The organism is Paenibacillus sp. FSL R5-0345 (assembly GCF_000758585.1).
Taxonomy (GTDB): Bacteria; Bacillota; Bacilli; order Paenibacillales; family Paenibacillaceae; genus Paenibacillus_AQ.
Genome location: NZ_CP009281.1, coordinates 3,225,395 through 3,243,720 on the forward strand (window position 1 = coordinate 3,225,395; position 18,326 = coordinate 3,243,720).

The following is an 18,326-nucleotide window of genomic DNA, read 5'->3' on the forward strand; positions in this document are numbered from 1 at the left end:
GCCTTTCATTGCCGCGTTTAACGCGGCTTTTTTGTGTCATATCTGACACGAACGGTATGTTATTACATATAAATCCCTATGATATAATGTATTCAATTGAATTTAACAGATAATAACTTTAGAGGCAGGTGTCAACGCTTGAGAACGGTCGTCGTGATTGGCGGGGGAATTACTGGATTGTCTACCGCTTACTATTTACAGAAATCTATAGAGCATAACAAGCTAGATGTAAAAATCATTTTGGTTGAAGCCAGCGATAGACTGGGCGGAAAAATCAGAACACTGCGACAGGAAGATTTCATTATGGAATCAGGTGCAGATTCTATTGTTACTCGCAAAACGAATGTTGCCCCATTAATTGAAGAACTTGGCATGCAAGATGAGGTCGTATATAACGCGACAGGAATATCATATATCTATACAGAAGGAAAGCTTAAGCAAATTCCTAAGGATGCAGTCTTTGGCATCCCTCTAAGTATTGAATCGCTTGCTACAACAGATCTGGTCTCTGCTGAAGGTAAAGTTGAAGCACTTAAAGATTTCTACACTCCGAATGATAAGTTTACGAAAAATGATTCCGTGGGTGAATTTCTAGAAGCTTTCCTAGGAAAAGAGCTGGTCGAAAAGCAAATATCACCTGTCCTTTCAGGTGTATATTCCGGGAAATTGAGTGAACTTACCATTGCCTCGACCCTTCCTTATTTGATTGATTATAAAAATGAATATGGAAGTATTATTCAGGGATTGTCCGCGAATAAGGCTAAATTCCAGGGGAACGGCGATAAGAAGTTTATGTCTTTTAAGGGTGGCGTATCTGCTCTGATCGATGCCATGGAAGAACAGCTGTCCGATGTAGAGATCATCAAAGGGATTCGTGCCGAGCGCATTGCAAAGGATGGAGAACGGTACCGTGTAACACTGGCAGATGGACGAATCTTGGACAGCGATTTTGCCGTACTTGGAACAATGCATTCTACTGCACAAGCATTACTTCAAGATGAAGTGCTGGATGAAGATTTTAATCAGTTGTTTAACAGCTCTATGATTAGTGTGTATCTAGGATTTGATATCCCTGATAGTCAGCTGCCAGCGAACGGTACAGGGTTTATTACCGCCAACAGTGATGATGTTCTATGTAATGCTTGTACATGGACAAGTCGCAAGTGGGAGCACACATCTGGACAACAACGTCTGCTCGTCAGACTGTTTTATAAGAGCTCAGGACCGCATTATGAGTCCTTGATTAAGCTCTCAGAAGAGGAATTATTACAGGTGGCGTTGAAAGATATACAGACCAGTCTTGGGATTACTGGACAGCCAGTAACCTACGACGTGACCAAATGGCATGATGTTATGCCAAATTACCACATGCGCCATCATGAGATTGTAGTATCCTTAGAGAAGAAGATTGCAGATCATTATCCTAACGTAATCCTTGCCGGATGCTCTTATTATGGTGTGGGTATTCCAGATTGTATTGCTAATGGAGAGAAGACAGCCAAGCGCATTTTGGAGGAACTGACTTCAAATTGATGAAAGGGAGGGTGTACAATCGTGAAAAGATTAGCGATAAGCTCTATGCAAAGTCTAGACTATAAACAACGGCGGTTGTTTGTATAGAGCGAATAAAATTTGATTTACCGCCAGTGCATTGTGCATTGTTGTTTTTAGAATAGACTTTGCTACCTTCAAACTCATAAAAAGTTTAAGGAGCAGAGCGATTATGAAATATGTAAATGCTGATACGATTTTTCCAAAAGAATTATTAGAGGAAATTCAGAAATATATTAACGGTGGTTTAGTGTATATCCCAAAGCCTGAAGAAGCACATGTAAAATGGGGCGAGAAGTCAGGGAGCAGAAAATACTTAAGATCTAGAAACATTGAAATCTGTCTAAGGTTTGCTGTTGGTGCAACGGTTGATCAGCTTTCGGATGAATATTGCCTATCAAGAGACAGTATTAAGAAGATTGTTTACACAAAAAAATAGCTATAATCCTAAAAATCCACGTTAGAGGAAGCTCTGACGTGGATTTTTGGGATTTAATTATCATTCAATCTTAAATACCATACTTCTTTCGATATTTATCGATCCCATCTACAAACTGTCCTTCATATTTCTCGACTTCATCCATCTCTTTATTTGCTGCTTTAAAAGCAGTGCTGGAAGTTTTTGTTTTGTATAAGGCCTCTTTTAAATAGATTTCATGTAATACCTTCAATTCTGCAATGGGTGCTTTAATCTTTTTCGTCTCTATTACCAATTTAGTGTAATTAGGGATTATCACATTATTAAATGCTGTATAGCGTTGTTTTCTATTGTTTCCTGTATCTATTCTGTTCTTTACATATGCCTCAGAGGCAATTTCGTCATATTTAATACTACTTCTGCAGAACCTTCTTGAACGCCTGTAACAATATAATCTGAATATCCATCTGATTCAAAGGTAAGTATAGATTCATTAGATACTTCAGGTGTCAATTATGCATATGTAAGACTGGTCATTTCAGCTAGTAAGCGAACTTTTATTTTAATCGTTCAACCACTGATCTTGTATTCCATAAAATTCCTGATTTCTTCTGAGTTTACTATAAATTGTTTCTTCGCAAATACTAACTATTTTTTAAGTTCATTACCTACGAGGTGGAAGATTCATGGCAGACAAAACATACTTAGATTTACGGATACGAAAAACAAGAAAAGCAATTCGGAATGCCTTTATAGATTTATTAGCAGAGAAAGAACTGAATAAGATTTCGATCAACGCTATTACGCAAAAGGCTGAAATCAATCGAGCTACATTTTATTTACATTACAAAGATATTAATGATTTGATTGATAGTATCTTGGATGACTTATTAGCAGATTTAAAGAAAATACTCATAGATAAATTTGAAGAATCCTATAAACCAGGGGATGAACTTACCTCGCTGATTTTATTGCTAGAGCATATTGCAGAGAATTCTCATATGTACAAGGTGTTGCTTGTAACCAAAAACATTCCTTATTTCACACCAAAATTGATGGATCTTTTATATGAATTGATATTAATAACAACAGAACAACAATCGATTCAAAAAACAGAAGATTTCTTAACCGTAGATACTCCTTCTGATATCGCAGCTTGGTATGGAACATCTGCAATCATTGGTACAATTTCCATGTGGCTTGGCAATGATATGCCCTATACCCCTAAATATTTAGCAGAGCGAATTATACAGTTAAATCCATTTATCCCTGCAAATAATAAAAAGAAATAGTGAAACATTTCACTTTTAAAATTTTAATTAACACAAGCTTATTAACTGTCGTTTTATTAACGCTTTCAGTTTTATTGTAGATTGCTAAGCTCCACAATAACTACTACCATTTAGTAATAGATAGTAATAAGGAGTGTGTTAAGAATGATGAAGGTCGGTATTTATCACGGTAAAAATAGTGTGAGGATAGAAGAGCGGCCAATACCTGAAGTAGGGCCAAAAGATGCTTTGGTTCGTATTTTAGCCGGTGGAATTTGTGGGACAGATATTAATATCGTAAAAGCAGGCTCTGAAATGGGTATCCGTTTCGGTTCGGAATTTGGTCACGAAATGTTCGGTGAGATCGTCAAGTTTGGTTCTGAAGTGGAAAAGAATTTAAACGTGGGTATGCGTGTAGGTGTGAATCCAATTACTGCAAAACGTGCAGGTCGTCGTTATTCGTTGGAGGTAGGAGCCTTTTCACAATATGTCTTAATTGAAGATGCAGCACTAAATTATAATCTTTATGAATTTAATGATTCCGTTTCGGCAACAGAGGCTGTATTAATGGAACCTATGAGTGTGGGCTTTCATGGAGCCTTTAGTGTACAACCCAAACAAGGTGAAAAAATCGTAATTCTCGGAGCGGGTCCTATTGGTTTATCTGCTGCTGCAGGATTAATAGGGGAAGGCATTAAAGAGGTTTGTGTTGTGGATATTGATCCATGGCGTTTGGATAAAGCCAAAGAATTAGGAGCTTTAACAGTTAATACGACGACTGAATCATTAGCAGAGGGCTTAATTAAACACTTCGGGGAAGTAAATGTTTACGGCGTTAACATGCCAAACGTAGATGCTTTTGTAGACGCAGCGGGTGCTCCGATATTATTTGAACAAGTGATGCAGATTGTAAAGCCACAAGCAAGAATTGCAATCATTGCCGTTTATAAAAATGAAGTACCTATTAGCCTTGCTCAAGTGATGAGTAAAGAAGTTAACATAGTTGGAGCTAGTGGATACACACATGAAGATATTGTAAAGGTTATTGAACATATTAACGACAAGAAAACGAATATCTCTACAATGGTGACACAGTCCTTTAAATTAGAGGATATCCAAGCAGCCTTTGACAAAGCCATTGAAGCTATAGAAACCATTAAAGTCATCGTAGATTTAACTTGATTGTTAGACTGAAAAAAGTTCATGTGGGCGTAAAAGCTCATATGAGCTTTTTTTATTCTAGATGAATAATGACTTTATATAAAATTCAATTCAAATCAAATATGGCATATAACTAGAGTGACGTCGTGATTATACTAAGTACAGAAGTAACAATAATGAAGCAAACGTGGGGGTATGATGGAAATTAAACTTGTTCCAGTAACGTTTGAAGATAAAGCGGTACTGTCTAATCTATATCAACTTTACTATTATGATTTCAGTTTATTTACGGATCAAGATGTGAATCAGCATGGAGAATTCGAGGTGGATATTGATTATTTTTGGGAAGGGGATCATCGATGGAATCCTTATCTGATCGAGATTTCAGGAAACTTAGCTGGATTTGTGGTTGTACTTTTTGAAAACTTAGATAAAGACCCAGATCCAACTCATGTGGTCTATGACTTTATGATTTTGCAGAAATACAGAAGAAATGGAATAGGTACTGCTGCCGCAATAAAAACACTTGATCTATTTAAAGAAGCCAAATGGAAACTAGCTCAAATGGAAAATAATAAACCTGCTATAGCTTTCTGGCGAAAAGTGCTTAAGGATTATACAAAAGATAACTACACAGAACGTTATTTAAGTGATCGCCATAAATACATCCAAGCATTCGATGGGAGGGAGTGAATGAAATGAAGATCACCGTAACATTAACTGACAGCACAACGAAGTTTATGATTAATAATCTCTACCCACTATACTTACACGATCTATCAGAGATATGGGGGAACCTTCCTAATCAATACGGGGTATACGAGGATAATGAAACACAAACGCTGAATGAACAGAATAAAGTCTTCGACATCTGGTGGGAGAAGCCGGGGATTTTATATCCATATTTAATAAAGGAGGATGGAATTCCTGCTGGCTTTGCATTAGTAGCCACACCACCTCATACACCACCAGGGTGTGAATTTTATTTAAACGAATTCTGTATCCTGCGGCCCTTCCGAGGCACGGGAATCGCTGAACATGCGGCTAAGGAGGTTTTTAATCTTCATATTGGAAAATGGGAGCTACAGACGAACCTCACGACTACAAATAGGAGAGCCCAGCATTTTTGGAGAAAGACACTAAAAGAATATACTGGTAATAGCTTTCAAGAAGAATGTAAGAAGTCTTTTGATGATGAATTAAAGATGATTTTTAATTTTAGTAATGGATAAAGCTAATCAAATCGAAATGCGGGAATTATTTCTTCTATTGACTTATAGTGGATTAGGGCTTACAATTAGAAAAAATTATATAACAAAACAAATGCTTTGATGGAGAAAAGTAGTTCAATACCTCTTTACAGGGAGGAAACGCCGGAGATTGAGAGCGTTTCTAGAGAAAAGGGTTGATCGAAGTTCACTCCGGAGCAGTCCCTTGAAACCATTGTTGACAAGTAGAGGTGTACCGGTGTTAACCGTTAAATATTTAAGTGAGAACATTTCTGCTAGTTGTACAGAATAGTTCTAATTTAGGGTGGTACCGCGGCTCCTCGTCCCTTTTCGGACGAGGGGTCTTTTTGTTTCCATTTAGAAGAAATAATTGTATCCATGTAAGGCTCGGTAGCTCAGTCGGTAGAGCATAGGACTGAAAATCCTGGTGTCGGCGGTTCGATCCCGTCCCGAGCCATCTTAATTTTAATAGCAAGGCTCGGTAGCTCAGTTGGTAGAGCATAGGACTGAAAATCCTAGTGTCGGCGGTTCAATCCCGTCCCGAGCCATCTTAATTTTGATAGTAAGCTTTCTATAAAAACAGCCTGTCCGACCATTATGGTTAGACAGGTTGTTTGTTATTTCATCTTAATTTGAGAGGTTTAAGGAGAAGATTAATTATGAAATATGTAAATGCAGATACAGTCTTCCCTATAGAGTTACTACAAGAAATACAGAAATATATAAACGGTGGTATGGTCTACGTTCCAAAGCCTGAAGAATTACATGTAAAATGGGGTGAGAAGTCAGGGAGTAGAAAATATTTGGAATCAAGAAATATTGAGATCTGCCTGAGGTTTGCTGCTGGTGCAACCGTCGACCAGCTCTCAGGTGAATACTGTCTTTCTAAAGATAGTATTAAGAAAATTGTTTATACTAAAAAATAGCCGGTCAACCGAAGGGTTGACCGGCTATTACATTTATTTGAGACGTTAACTCGCAAATATATGCTTACCAATTTTTAAGTTCTGAGGACGAGTCCAGATCCATGCACTAGTAGCTGTATCTGGATTGAAATAATAGATCGAATTGTTTGTTGGGTCCCAACCTCGGACAGCATCAAGAGCAGCTAAATAGGCAGTCCGGTTTGGAGTAAGCCAGTATTGACCGTCAGATACGGCTGTAAATGCGCCTTTTTGAAATACAACGTTTTTAATATTGTCTGGGAATTGACTAGATTGTATGCGATTCATAACTACAGCACCAACTGCGACTTGTCCTTTATAAGGCTCACCACGCGATTCACTGTAGATTACTTTCGCCAAAATATCCATTTCCTCAATATTAAGCGTGTATTTTTTTAGAGCATTCCAAGTTTTTGTACCAGTAACTCCATCGGCACTTAATCCGTAGGCCTTTTGAAATTTAGCAACGGCAGCTTTCGTTTGTGATCCATATACACCATCTAAAGGATGAGTATAGAAATTCAGAGTTTTTAATCGATACTGAAGATCCCACACATCTCCAGAAGAGCTCCCTACGGTTAATATCGGAGCAGCACTAGCAGAACCGATCATAGTAGCCATACTTACCAGACCCAAAAGAAGCAATAAAGTGAATATTTTAGTCTTCATTGTAGTAGCCTCCTTTCAGAAAACATTATAAATAACCTTCAATAACTGAAACAACACTCATTTATTGGTAATCTAATAATCCATTGTACATTTTCGAAAATACTTCATTAGGTTTGTGATCCTATGAAATGGGTAAATAAATAATCAGAGGCACATCAACTTCGGAGGTTTTATATATGAAAAAGCAATTATATCTATTCATAATCGTAGCCGCACTCACTCTAAGCGCATGTGGTAATGATAATAGTTATGGCAATAAGATAATGGAAAATTCCTCACACTCTAGTTCAAGTGACATACCCGAAAATTTGAAGGTGTCAGAGAATCCTACTTTTAAAATAGGAAGTAAAGCGATTCTCCAAGCGGACCATATGGAAGGTATGAAGGGGGCTACTGCAACAATAGTTGGAGCTTTTGACACCACAGCGTATATCGTTTCTTATAGACCTACAACAGGCGGATTTCCAGTTACAAATCACAAGTGGATTATTCATGAAGAAATCAGAAAAGCAGCTGACAAACCCTATGAATCAGGCTCAGAAGTCGTAATGGAAGCTGACCATATGAAAGATATGAAAGGTGCAACGGCTCAAATTAACTCAGCTGAACATACTACGGTATATATGATTGATTACACACCTACTACGGGTGGAGATAAAGTGAAAAATCATAAATGGGTAACGGAAGATGAGCTTTCAGCAATAAAGTAACTAATAGAAATTAAGCTCTAAAGTAATGAAAAATGATCAAGGTAGGAACAGTCATGGACTTTGTTAAAGTTCTAGGCTGCTCCTACCTTTTTGATTGCTTCTTTTATTGGTAGTGAAGTGTTAAAATATCTTTATAAAGCACTGCTATACAAAATATACCATTTTAATTGATATTTTCTTAGAAGGTAGGAGCGTGATTGAAATGCCTAACTGGCAGGTGAAATTCGATGAAGAAATGCTTAAACAAGCTGCACAACAGATTCAAGTCGATTGGACAACGATTAAGTATATTGGTGGTTTTGAAAATGTTGTCTATAGCTTTCCAAAAGATGATCATGAATATATTTTACGTGTAACACATCAGTCTCATCAGGAGCAGGAGATGGTCATCTCTGAACTTGACTTTATGGACCATCTTGCAAAACATGGCGTGCAACTGGCTCGCCCCATTCCCTTTCAGGATGGCAGCTTGGTACAAACGCTATTCAAAGATGAGGAAAGATTTATGATCTGTGTAATGGAGAAAGCACCAGGTGGTCATGTTAATGCTTCCGATCCCAATTGGGGAACGGAGCTTTTTGAGCAATGGGGTGAGGTAACAGGAAGAATGCATGCTTTAACTCTGCAATACAATCCGGAGACTGTTCTGGCAAGACCACATCAGGGTAAGCTAGATTTTGACTTTGCTAACTTTGGTACTGTTGAACAGCAGCTTTTTGAAAAGTTGCTTCAAATAAATGATCGGATTAACCAGTTGCCGCGGAATCGAGAAGGCTATGGACTATGTCACCGTGATTTGCATCAGGGTAATTTCTTCGTGCATGAGGGGCAGATCACCGTGTTTGATTTTGATGATTGCGGATACGACTATATGGTGCATGATATTGCCATTGCCGTTTATTATTCGACCATCTTTGGAGATTGGCGAAAACCGGAGGTAGAGCAGAGTAGAACTTCTAGTCTTGCGGCAGCCATGCTGACGTCTTTTATGAAAGGGTATAATCGAGAGTATGCACTCGACAATAAATGGCTAGAAGAGCTCCCGCTCTTTATTGAGAAGCGCCGACTGGAATTAGTGCTTTTGTTATTTCAAGAGTTTTCGGAGTCACAGCGTGAGCAGGATAGAGAGTGGCTTGCCCGTAATATTCAGGATGCCCTAAATGACAAAGCTTGTTTAGAGCTTTAATAAATCCCTTTGAGTAGTTTTTAATATATTTAGAATAGATAATGAGGATATATCATATAAAAAAGGAGCATTTATTTGAACCTAGCAACTCCTGTAACACCTATTCAACTTATGCAAGTACTTCTAAACGTTTCTGTGATCCGCCCTGTTTTTATTTGGGGGGCACCTGGTATTGGAAAGTCTTCTCTTGTAGAAGCTTTTGCTGATCAGGTGGGTCTTCCATGTGTTTCTCTTCTGGGTTCTCAACTAGCACCGGAAGACATCATTGGGGTACCTCAAATCGTTAACGGCAAGAGCCAATTTTGTCCTCCGAAAATGATTGCTCGGGACGAACCGTATTGCTTGTTCTTAGACGAGCTTAATGCCTGTTCTCAAGAGGTGCAAAAAGCTTTTTATAGTCTTATCCACGAACGCCGCATCGGCGATTATCACCTACCTGAGGGCTCTATAGTAATAGGAGCTGGTAACCGTGCACAAGATAGTGCAATTGTTAAACCTATGTCTTCCGCGCTTATCAATCGGATGTTCCATATACAGCTAAATGTATCTTTTCAGAATTGGATCTCTTGGGCATATGATAATAGCATTCATCCTATGGTTATTGAATATCTGGAATTGCGTCCCGATCATCTGTGGAGTGCACCTCCAAAGACTGAAGAGCCTTTCTCCACGCCACGCTCTTGGCATATGCTTAGTGATGCACTACATGAGTTTGGGGATGATATAAATGTGGATACCGTGGGGATTTTAGCGAATGGTTCACTGACAACTTCTCACGCCACACAATTCAGGGCTTTTTATAAAAATCTAACTGGAAAATATGAACTTAATCAAATTATTGATGGTAAATCCTCATTTCCAACGGCTCCAGAAGATCGGGATCTCCTGTATTTCCTAGCGCAATCCTTGCGAGCCCAGATTATTAAAGAACTCCCTCCGATTAAAGATAACGTACGAGATGGACATCGCCAATTTGCACACACTGTTAAAAAACTGATTAAAGACCTGTCAGTAATTAGCTTTGAAATTGCACAGCTAGTAGTTGCTAAGCAGGAGCAAAGTGATAATATTCCAGATTGGTTAATGGTTGAAATTGTGCGTGATTTACCACGTCTTGCAATAAAAGATAGGGGGTAAATATGGCTAAAAAGACAACTCCAGAAAACCCCGCTTTGAAAAATTTTAATGAGGCATGTTCGTTAATCGCGGATCATCCTATTTTTGCACCGTTATCTGTTCGAGCTTCGATTATCCATAATGAAAATAGTCCCTATCCTGAAAACGGCTGGGCAATTGTCACTAATAACGGTTATATTTACACTCATCCTAAACGGCGTGGTGAGGTTGCTGAATGGATGTACGTTTTGGCACATTGTTTTCTTCATTTAGGACTTGGGCATTTAAAGATTAAAGAGAATCAAGTGGCGTGGAACGTTGCATGTGATGTGTACATAGCAAAGTTTTTAAATGACTTGAAGTTTGGGAAAGTACCCGCAGATATGGAGTCGCGAATTAATCTTACAATTAAAGATGAACAACAGCTTTACGAGCAATTTATGATAAAAGGAATTCCGGACAACTCCAGATATTTTGGCACTGCGGGTGTTTCAAAGCTGGACATGAATGTTCGAGATACCACCAAAAGATACTGGGGAAAAGCACCAGATTGGGAAGCCTATCTTGCTTATGGGTTATCGAATGCTGTGACGAATGCAGTAAGTGTTGCTGGAGGACACGCTAATACTATTAGTGACCCTGCACTTTCATTAACAGCTCCACAACGTGCAAAACGATGGTTCATGGACAGATATCCTTTATTAGGTGCGCTTGCCGCCGGCTTTGAGATTATAGAAGATCCAGCGATATGTCGGCGATTAGATATTTCCATAGCTGCCATTGACGTTGTTGATCGCAAAATATTTATGAACCCTGCAGCCGGACTAAACGATGAGGAGTGTATTTTCGTGATGGCGCATGAGCTTCTGCATGCGGGGCTTCAGCATCACGAGCGATGTCTTGGTCGAGATCATTATCTTTGGAATGTGGCTTGTGACTACGTAATAAATCTTTGGCTAATAGAAATGAGTGTAGGGGAGTATCCGCGAATTGGACTCTTATTAGATCCTGAGCTTAAAGGTTTATCTGCTGAAACGATTTATGATCGTATGGTCGGAGATATCCGCACTTATAAGAAACTGGCAACCTTGAGAGGCAACGGACTCGGTGATATTTTAGATAACGGTTCATCTAGTTTTTGGGATGTGAGAGAAGGACAAACGCTTGATGATTTTTGTAAGAATGCTATGCAACAAGGACTTATGTATCATGAAGAGCAAAGCCGCGGTCTTTTGCCATCAGGACTAGTTGAAGAGATTAGAGCGCTGGGCCAGCCACCTATTAAATGGGATGTAGAGCTTGCTCGTTGGTTTGATCATTATTTCTCACCGCTTGAGAAGACCAGATCTTATTCACGAATTAGCAGACGTCAATCTTCTACGCCTGATATCCCTCGACCACAGTGGGTTCATAGCGGCGCTGCAGATGATGGCCGTACTTTTGGAGTTATTTTAGATACCTCAGGCTCAATGGATAAAAAGCTTCTGGCCAAAGCATTAGGGGCCATTTCAAGTTATGCGCAGGCTCGTGATGTTCCTTTTGCACGGATTATATTTTGTGATGCTTGTCCTTATGATGCAGGTTTCATGCCCCCCGAGGCTATCGCAGATCGAGTACAAGTGAAGGGAAGAGGGGGAACGATCTTACAACCAGCTATTGATTTGATTCAACAAGCTGAGGATTTTCCGAAAAAAGGACCGCTTCTAATTATTACAGATGGTTATTGTGACAAGCTGACCATTAAAAGAGACCATGCTTATATTTTGCCAAAGGGAAATGACTTACCTTTCTCACCCAAAGGACCTGTATTCAGAATTAACTAAGGTAGAAGATCTTAGAAATGATTAGAGGGAGTAACCGATATGACAACCCCAAAACATATTCTTTCCGCAGCTACCGTTGTATTCAATGATCAGGGAGGCCAAAGAAGAATCGGGTATTGATATAGAGATTAATAAGTTCTGCGGCGTCTTTAAAAATGTAGATCGATCTATTTGCGCTACATTATTTCTGGGTAAAGCTATCGGTGGTGAGCCTGCTACTAGTTCCGAAAGCTTGGATGTGGGTTTTTTTTCAATAGAACAAGCGATGGATATGCTCACATGGAAAAACCTCAGATTGCGGCTAGAGTATTGTTTAAATGATGATGCGCAGCCGTTTTACGTAGAATTACGGGGCACAGAAGTTGAAAAAATTATTATTACACATCTGAGTTAATGTAGGGAGCACAATGGACAAGTGTTTCGATCAACAAAGATTCATTTTTTTTATTTTATAACATTTTCAGTTGATTACAGAACTTTTCATACGTTTACAGCGTCTTACTTATGAACGATAAATCGACGGTAAGGACTGAAACATTATGAAAGACAACACGAAGCTTTTCAGAAATAATATGAGGAGCCAGTCTTCTATACAATCTGTAGGCGGCAGGCGTTATGTGCCAGGAATTGATGGTCTAAGGGCTTTATCAGTACTCGCTGTAATCGCATATCATTTGAATCTGAATTGGGCTGAGGGTGGACTTCTCGGCGTTGGAATATTTTTTGTAATCTCCGGATATCTCATTACTGACCAAATCATTAGCCAGTGGGAGCGGCACCGAAGGCTGAACCTTGTAGACTTTTGGGTTCGTAGGGCGCGGAGGCTGTTGCCTGCGATGGCCGTTATGCTTTTTGTGGTTGCCATATGGCTTTTAATTATAGAACCATCAAGATTGTTTGGGCTCAAGGGTGACTTTATGTCTTCCTTATTTTATTTCAATAACTGGTGGCTAATATTTCATAATGTTTCCTATTTTGAAAGCTTTGGCCCACCATCTCCTATCGGACATTTATGGTCGCTTTCTATTGAAGGACAGTTTTATATTCTATGGCCATTAGTTCTCATCATCGTGATGAAAATCGCTCGTCGGCGAGGTAAGCTTATTGCATGGATTATGGCTTGCGCAGCAGTCTCGGCATTAGCAATGGCATTGATCTACGTACCGGGGACTGACCCAAGTAGAGTGTATTATGGAACGGATACCCGCTTATTTGCGCTTCTCATTGGAGCAGCACTTGCAGTTGCTTGGCCAAGTCAGAAACTTAATGATAACGTCTCAGAACCGGCTCGGTGTGCGCTTGATATTGTAGGGGGATTAGGACTCATTCTATTGTTGGTACTTTTTAATCAGGTTAATGAGTTCGATGATTTACTTTACCGTGGTGGGTTTTTAGTGATTTCTTTGATTGCAGCTGTAGTTATTGCCGTTCTAGCTCATCCTGCTAGCCGTCTGGGATCGATCGTAGGCTGTAAACCTTTGCGTTGGATCGGGCTGCGATCATATAGCTTGTACATATGGCATTTTCCAGTCATTATCCTTAGCAGTCCGAATGTGAGTACTGAAGAAAGCAGCATGCTTCGGATCATCATTCAGGTAACAGTAAGTTTTCTTCTAGCTGCATTGTCATATAAGTATGTGGAGGAGCCCATTCGTCGAGGTTCACTTAAAGAAACATGGAAGAACATCAGTGTAAAACGAAGGGGTGGTCTTCGTCCAGGCTTCTTAATGGCTATTATTGCTGTGATTCTTATCCCAATCGCATGCAAAGGTTATTTGTTAAACGCTGGATCGGATACGTCTGCGATCGAATTGGCAGATTTGCAGTATGAACAACAACAACTGCAGCAGCAAGAACAACGACTGCAGCAGCAAGAACAACGACTGCAGCAGCAAGAACAACAAGATATGGGAAGAAAGAATGATCCCGCAGATCATAAAGCGATAGACGAAAATGTAACTGATAAACCATCAATACCAGCCTTGGCAACAGCTACAACTGAACCTGAAGTGAAAAAAGCTGATACCAAGGTGGGAACTACAAATACAGAAATAGCAAAGCCTGAATCAGAAGTGAAAAAATCTGTTCCTGAAGAAAAGAAACCCGTGGCTGAGAAGAGTCAAGCTGGAACGGATGTTACGGCCATTGGAGATTCTGTCATTTTGGATGCAGCACCATACCTTTCAGAGGAATTACCTGGCATTTTCATCGAGGGAAAGATCGGTCGGCAGATGGCTAAAGCTCAGGAGGTAGTGGATCAGCTTAAAGCTCAAGGCCGGCTGGGTAAAAAGGTTATTATCGAGCTTGGGACTAACGGATCCTTTAGTTCAAAGCAATTACGTAATTTACTGGATTCATTAAGTGATGCAGAGCAGATTTTTTTGGTCAATACACGGGTCCCAAGAAAATGGGAGAATAATGTGAATCACAATATTTCAAAAGTTTCCAGTGAATATAGTAATACGACCGTAGTAGACTGGTACTCTGCAAGTGAAGGAAAAGACGATTATTTCTACCAAGATGGTGTACATCTTAAACCAGAGGGCTCCAAGTGTTACGCCTCACTTCTTGCGAAAGCCTTGGAAAGTAAGAATTAATTGAATCTCCAAACTTTTTGATATTATATTTTAATAGACCGGCAAGAGAGTTCTCTCTTTGCCGGTCTTTTTTTCGTAAACGAATGATCATTGAAAAGCTAATCAATTCCTAGTCGTAGATAAAATGCTCCACCACAGCCACAGTCTTCGTTATGTCAGGATTAGAATTGTCGATCACCTTCACATTAGAACTTGGAAGCGGCCACTTCACACTACGATTTCCAAATGATTTGCGAAATTCATCCCAATGCTGGAACTTCCATTCATCTAATGGTGATTGTCTATCTTGAATTCGTCTCCGGTACAATTCCTCATTGGCTAATTCGACCAACACAACCTTCACCTCAACATCTTGCAGAGAACGTCCGATTCGAGATAATTCACTGCTGATCCAGTCAGGGTTGGCAGCCTCTTGAGTAAAGGGTCCAACCACAAATGCATCCACATCTAGACCAATATTATCTAGCGCCGCGTCCATCGTAATCCGGTAACCCAAATCTCGGCATAAGCGTTTGTACTCGGCAGAGTCTCTGTCCGATGGGTCTAATCCGTGTAAGGTCATGATCGCGTCAGCCGCTGGCCGTAAAAGAATATCCATATCAAAAAATGGGACTTTACGCGCTGAAGCGATCGCTTTAGCTAATGTCGTTTTGCCTGCCCCGGCGGGTCCCAGAAAAAATACAAGTTTGTTCATTACTGACTCTCCTTAGAACATCAATTCAACGTTATTGTCTAGCTCTGAATACTATCATATAGAAGATGGTGAGCAATCGCCAGCGCAAAATCGTCATCTGACAGATCGGATCTGAGAACATTTTTTTGCTTCTCCATTGAGTTTTTGTGTAATCCTGCTTATAATATAGCGAGAAAAATAAGAAAAAGGTGTCCATAAATGAGCATATTAAATGTAGAAGGATTAAGTCATGGCTTTGGAGATCGTGCGATCTTCAAGGATGTTTCATTCCGTCTTCTAAAAGGCGAGCATATCGGATTATTCGGCGCTAACGGCGAAGGTAAATCCACTTTTATGAATATTGTTACAGGCAAGCTACAGCCAGATGAAGGTAAAGTGGAATGGTCCAAACGGGTGCGTGTTGGCTACCTTGATCAGCATGCAGTGTTGACCAAAGGCATGACCATTCAAGATGTACTCAGAGGCGCTTTTCAATACCTCTTTGATCTTGAGCAAGAGATGAATGATATGTACGGCAGAATGGGTGACGTGTCGCCTGAAGAGCTGGAAAAGCTGCTTGAAGAAGTGGGTACGATTCAAGATACACTTACAAACCAAGATTTCTACATGATCGATGCGAAGATTCAAGAAACAGCGCGCGGTCTAGGAATCACAGATATTGGATTGGATCGTGACGTAGCTGATCTTAGTGGTGGCCAGCGTACCAAAATCCTGCTTGCGAAGCTGTTGCTTGAAAAACCAGATATTTTGCTCCTAGATGAGCCTACGAACTATCTGGATGAGCAGCATATTGAATGGCTGAGACGTTATCTGCAAGAGTATGATAATGCATTTATTCTGATCTCACATGATATGCCTTTCTTGAACAGCGTTATCAACCTGATCTACCATATGGAAAATCAAAAGCTAACCCGTTATGTGGGTGATTATGAGCAATTCCAACAGGTCTACGAAATGAGAAAGCAACAGCTTGAATCTGCTTATAACCGTCAGAAACAAGAAATTGCAGAGCTGAAAGACTTCGTTGCGCGTAACAAAGCCAGCGTTGCTACTCGTAACATGGCGATGTCCAGACAGAAGAAGCTCGACAAGATGGAAATTATCGAGATTGCAAAAGAGAAGCCAAAACCACAGTTTAACTTTAAAGAAGGGAAAACTGCGGGCAAGATGATTTTCGAAGCTAAAGAATTGGTTATCGGATATGACACACCGTTGTCCAGACCCCTGAATTTGTTGATGGAGCGTGGACAAAAAATCGCGTTGGTCGGTGCGAACGGGATCGGTAAAACCACCTTGCTTCGCAGCATCTTAGGCGAAATCCAAGCATTGTCAGGTTCGGTAGAACGTGGATACCATCAAGAGATTGGATACTTTGAGCAAGAAATGAAAGAAGGCAATTACAAGACTTGTATCGAGGAGATCTGGGATACATTCCCATCCCTGTCACAGTTCGAAGTACGTGCTGCCCTTGCCAAATGCGGACTTACTACGAAACATATCGAAAGTAAGATTGCAGTTCTAAGTGGTGGAGAAAAAGCAAAAGTGCGTCTATGTAAGCTCATCAACAGTGAGACTAACATTATCGTACTGGATGAGCCGACAAACCACTTGGATATCGATGCTAAAGATGAGCTGAAACGCGCGCTGAAAGCATACAAAGGAAGCATTCTCATGATCTCTCACGAACCGGATTTTTATCAAGACATCGTGACCGATATCTGGAATTGCGAAGATTGGACAACAAAAGTATTCTAATAAGCAATGTTTTATTGAACAAGCCTATGAGGTGTTAACGAATCAGTTACGCTTTGTAGGCTTTTTTTTACGGATCGTGAGGAGGATCTATGTGTTAGAGAATAAAATGGATCAGCTTAACATTTGTGTTCAACGATTTTTTGGAGAACAAAGAGTAGAATTAATCAGTTTCTCTTGCGAAGATTTAAATTATCAAACGCCTAACTTTACTACATCAGGTATCTTTTCTATTCACGGTCTGGCAATAGTTAATCAAGAGCAGGTTCCATGGTCAATCATATTAAAAATCATCAAGTCGGATAGTGTAGAAAAAGAGGATCCAGCCCATCACAATTACTGGCGCCGCGAAGCGCTAGTCTTTGAATCTAAGATTCTGGATGAGCTTCCCGGCTCTATCCAAGCCCCAAAGTGTTATCTTGTTGAAGAGCAAGCAGAAGGGACCATATGGTTATGGTTGGAGCGAATAGACGGGGAATATGCACGTACGGAGCAGCAGTTTGATTTTATCGCTGAGCGGTTAGGTCAATTCAATGGAGCTTATCTTACCGGAAAGAAAATACCTGATGAGGATTGGATATGCAGGGGCTGGCTAAAATCGTGGACTACATCTAGTAGAATGTATGCGCCTAATCTGGATACTTACATAAATCATTTACACAGAGATAAAGCGCTAAACATTTGGACATGGTTCAACAGCTTTACTAATCAGATAGAAAGTAACTTGAATGCTCTCAATAGCTTGCCGCGAGTACTTGCCCATCAGGACCTCAGTCAGATGAATATGCTGCTGAATCAGGGTGAAATGGAAGAGAAACGTTTAGTTCTGATTGACTGGCAATTCATGAGCATATCCGGCATTGGTGAAGACCTTGGCAAAATGTTTGGCGTAAATATGAGCTTAGGAGTCATTCCTGTTCACCGTTACGAGGAATACAAAGAGTCCTTGTTCCATGCCTACATCAAAGGATTAAAGGATACGGGCTGGTATGGGGATGAGCGTCTTGCTCGATATGGCTACTGTTTAAGCACTGCTTTACGTAGTATCTGGGAAGTACCTCAATACATTTCTCTGAATGCTCAGCTACAATCTGACCCGTTAAACACTAGTCTTCAGGAGCGGGTTATTCGTTTGGAGCAAATTATTATTATTCATCAAAAAATGGCGCTAGAAGCTGACGCATTAAAATTATGTATAACATAGT

Annotated in this window: 18 protein-coding genes, 2 tRNA genes and 1 other annotated feature; of the genes, 17 read left to right on the forward strand and 3 right to left on the reverse strand. The window is 40.0% G+C overall.

The genetic code is table 11. The features are described 5' to 3' along the window. Positions 1-138 precede the first annotated feature (138 nt). Both R50345_RS14240 and R50345_RS14245 read left to right on the forward strand, forming a co-directional pair. A complete protein-coding gene (locus R50345_RS14240; protein ID WP_042127553.1) occupies positions 139-1,533 on the forward strand; it encodes a protoporphyrinogen oxidase in 1,395 nt (464 codons plus the stop codon). Between the two features lie 190 nt (positions 1,534-1,723). Then, positions 1,724-1,990, forward strand: coding sequence for a CD3324 family protein (locus tag R50345_RS14245; protein WP_042127555.1), 267 nt, complete (start codon positions 1,724-1,726; stop codon positions 1,988-1,990). 70 nt (positions 1,991-2,060) lie between these two features. Here the strand turns inward: R50345_RS14245 and R50345_RS14250 are convergent, their stop codons facing one another. Then, positions 2,061-2,264 carry a hypothetical protein gene (locus R50345_RS14250; protein WP_156114797.1) on the reverse strand — a complete coding sequence of 68 codons (204 nt, stop codon included), beginning with the start codon at positions 2,262-2,264 and terminating at the stop codon, positions 2,061-2,063. Positions 2,265-2,655: 391 nt separating this feature from the next. Between R50345_RS14250 and R50345_RS14255 the strand changes: the two genes are divergently transcribed. From R50345_RS14255 to R50345_RS14285, 7 genes are all read left to right on the forward strand, one after another. Next, positions 2,656-3,261: a TetR/AcrR family transcriptional regulator gene (locus tag R50345_RS14255; protein ID WP_042127559.1), complete on the forward strand. Its 606-nt coding sequence runs from the start codon at positions 2,656-2,658 to the stop codon at positions 3,259-3,261. Positions 3,262-3,405: 144 nt separating this feature from the next. Further along, entirely contained in the window at positions 3,406-4,422 is a 1,017-nt protein-coding gene (locus tag R50345_RS14260; RefSeq protein ID WP_231574200.1) for a zinc-dependent alcohol dehydrogenase, read from the forward strand. A 177-nt stretch (positions 4,423-4,599) separates the two neighbouring features. Then, a complete protein-coding gene (locus tag R50345_RS14265) occupies positions 4,600-5,094 on the forward strand; it encodes a GNAT family N-acetyltransferase (protein ID WP_042127561.1) in 495 nt (164 codons plus the stop codon). A gap of 5 nt (positions 5,095-5,099) precedes the next feature. Beyond that, positions 5,100-5,633: a GNAT family N-acetyltransferase gene (locus R50345_RS14270; RefSeq protein WP_042127562.1), complete on the forward strand. Its 534-nt coding sequence runs from the start codon at positions 5,100-5,102 to the stop codon at positions 5,631-5,633. Positions 5,634-5,720: 87 nt separating this feature from the next. Further along, positions 5,721-5,961: a binding site (T-box leader), on the forward strand. A gap of 53 nt (positions 5,962-6,014) precedes the next feature. Then, positions 6,015-6,087 (forward strand) — tRNA-Phe (locus tag R50345_RS14275). 18 nt (positions 6,088-6,105) lie between these two features. Beyond that, a tRNA-Phe gene (locus R50345_RS14280) sits at positions 6,106-6,178 on the forward strand. A 111-nt stretch (positions 6,179-6,289) separates the two neighbouring features. Continuing rightward, positions 6,290-6,556, forward strand: coding sequence for a CD3324 family protein (locus R50345_RS14285; protein ID WP_042127565.1), 267 nt, complete (start codon positions 6,290-6,292; stop codon positions 6,554-6,556). A gap of 45 nt (positions 6,557-6,601) precedes the next feature. On the opposite strand, the gene sleB is transcribed toward R50345_RS14285, so the two are convergent. Beyond that, complete coding sequence (gene sleB / locus R50345_RS14290; protein ID WP_042127567.1) at positions 6,602-7,243, reverse strand: spore cortex-lytic enzyme; 642 nt, start codon at positions 7,241-7,243, stop codon at positions 6,602-6,604. Between the two features lie 176 nt (positions 7,244-7,419). Here sleB and R50345_RS14295 point away from each other — a divergent pair, with 176 nt between their 5' ends. The 6 genes from R50345_RS14295 (at position 7,420) to R50345_RS14320 (ending at position 14,675) form a co-directional block, all read left to right on the forward strand. Next, positions 7,420-7,953, forward strand: a complete 534-nt coding sequence (locus R50345_RS14295; protein WP_042127568.1) for a YdhK family protein — start codon at positions 7,420-7,422, stop codon at positions 7,951-7,953. 202 nt (positions 7,954-8,155) lie between these two features. Further along, a complete protein-coding gene (locus R50345_RS14300; RefSeq protein ID WP_042127569.1) occupies positions 8,156-9,139 on the forward strand; it encodes a phosphotransferase enzyme family protein in 984 nt (327 codons plus the stop codon). A 75-nt stretch (positions 9,140-9,214) separates the two neighbouring features. After that, positions 9,215-10,276, forward strand: coding sequence for an AAA family ATPase (locus tag R50345_RS14305; protein WP_042127570.1), 1,062 nt, complete (start codon positions 9,215-9,217; stop codon positions 10,274-10,276). A 2-nt stretch (positions 10,277-10,278) separates the two neighbouring features. Further along, the gene (locus R50345_RS14310; protein ID WP_042127572.1) at positions 10,279-12,078 is read left to right on the forward strand and encodes a vWA domain-containing protein; all 1,800 of its coding nucleotides are present in this window, start codon (positions 10,279-10,281) and stop codon (positions 12,076-12,078) included. Positions 12,079-12,154: 76 nt separating this feature from the next. Beyond that, on the forward strand, positions 12,155-12,472 hold the full coding sequence (locus R50345_RS14315; protein ID WP_331281366.1) for an NUDIX hydrolase: 318 nt from the start codon (positions 12,155-12,157) through the stop codon (positions 12,470-12,472). A gap of 223 nt (positions 12,473-12,695) precedes the next feature. Beyond that, entirely contained in the window at positions 12,696-14,675 is a 1,980-nt protein-coding gene (locus R50345_RS14320; protein ID WP_331281367.1) for an acyltransferase family protein, read from the forward strand. Positions 14,676-14,784: 109 nt separating this feature from the next. On the opposite strand, the gene R50345_RS14325 is transcribed toward R50345_RS14320, so the two are convergent. Continuing rightward, positions 14,785-15,369, reverse strand: coding sequence for a P-loop nucleotide/nucleoside kinase family protein (locus R50345_RS14325; protein WP_042127574.1), 585 nt, complete (start codon positions 15,367-15,369; stop codon positions 14,785-14,787). A gap of 198 nt (positions 15,370-15,567) precedes the next feature. On the opposite strand from R50345_RS14325, the gene R50345_RS14330 reads away from it, so the two are divergent. Then, positions 15,568-17,124 carry an ABC-F family ATP-binding cassette domain-containing protein gene (locus tag R50345_RS14330; protein WP_042127575.1) on the forward strand — a complete coding sequence of 519 codons (1,557 nt, stop codon included), beginning with the start codon at positions 15,568-15,570 and terminating at the stop codon, positions 17,122-17,124. A 91-nt stretch (positions 17,125-17,215) separates the two neighbouring features. Continuing rightward, the gene (locus R50345_RS14335) at positions 17,216-18,325 is read left to right on the forward strand and encodes a phosphotransferase (RefSeq protein WP_042127576.1); all 1,110 of its coding nucleotides are present in this window, start codon (positions 17,216-17,218) and stop codon (positions 18,323-18,325) included. The last annotated feature ends 1 nt before the right edge of the window (position 18,326 follow it).

Coding starts and splice junctions, on each gene's coding strand:
- R50345_RS14245 (WP_042127555.1), top strand. CDS start 1,724: ATGAAATATGTAAATGCTGATACGATTTTTCCAAAAGAATTATTAGAG.
- R50345_RS14255 (WP_042127559.1), top strand. CDS start 2,656: ATGGCAGACAAAACATACTTAGATTTACGGATACGAAAAACAAGAAAA.
- R50345_RS14260 (WP_231574200.1), top strand. CDS start 3,406: ATGATGAAGGTCGGTATTTATCACGGTAAAAATAGTGTGAGGATAGAA.
- R50345_RS14265 (WP_042127561.1), top strand. CDS start 4,600: ATGGAAATTAAACTTGTTCCAGTAACGTTTGAAGATAAAGCGGTACTG.
- R50345_RS14270 (WP_042127562.1), top strand. CDS start 5,100: ATGAAGATCACCGTAACATTAACTGACAGCACAACGAAGTTTATGATT.
- R50345_RS14285 (WP_042127565.1), top strand. CDS start 6,290: ATGAAATATGTAAATGCAGATACAGTCTTCCCTATAGAGTTACTACAA.
- sleB (WP_042127567.1), bottom strand. CDS start 7,243: ATGAAGACTAAAATATTCACTTTATTGCTTCTTTTGGGTCTGGTAAGT.
- R50345_RS14295 (WP_042127568.1), top strand. CDS start 7,420: ATGAAAAAGCAATTATATCTATTCATAATCGTAGCCGCACTCACTCTA.
- R50345_RS14300 (WP_042127569.1), top strand. CDS start 8,156: ATGCCTAACTGGCAGGTGAAATTCGATGAAGAAATGCTTAAACAAGCT.
- R50345_RS14310 (WP_042127572.1), top strand. CDS start 10,279: ATGGCTAAAAAGACAACTCCAGAAAACCCCGCTTTGAAAAATTTTAAT.
- R50345_RS14325 (WP_042127574.1), bottom strand. CDS start 15,369: ATGAACAAACTTGTATTTTTTCTGGGACCCGCCGGGGCAGGCAAAACG.
- R50345_RS14330 (WP_042127575.1), top strand. CDS start 15,568: ATGAGCATATTAAATGTAGAAGGATTAAGTCATGGCTTTGGAGATCGT.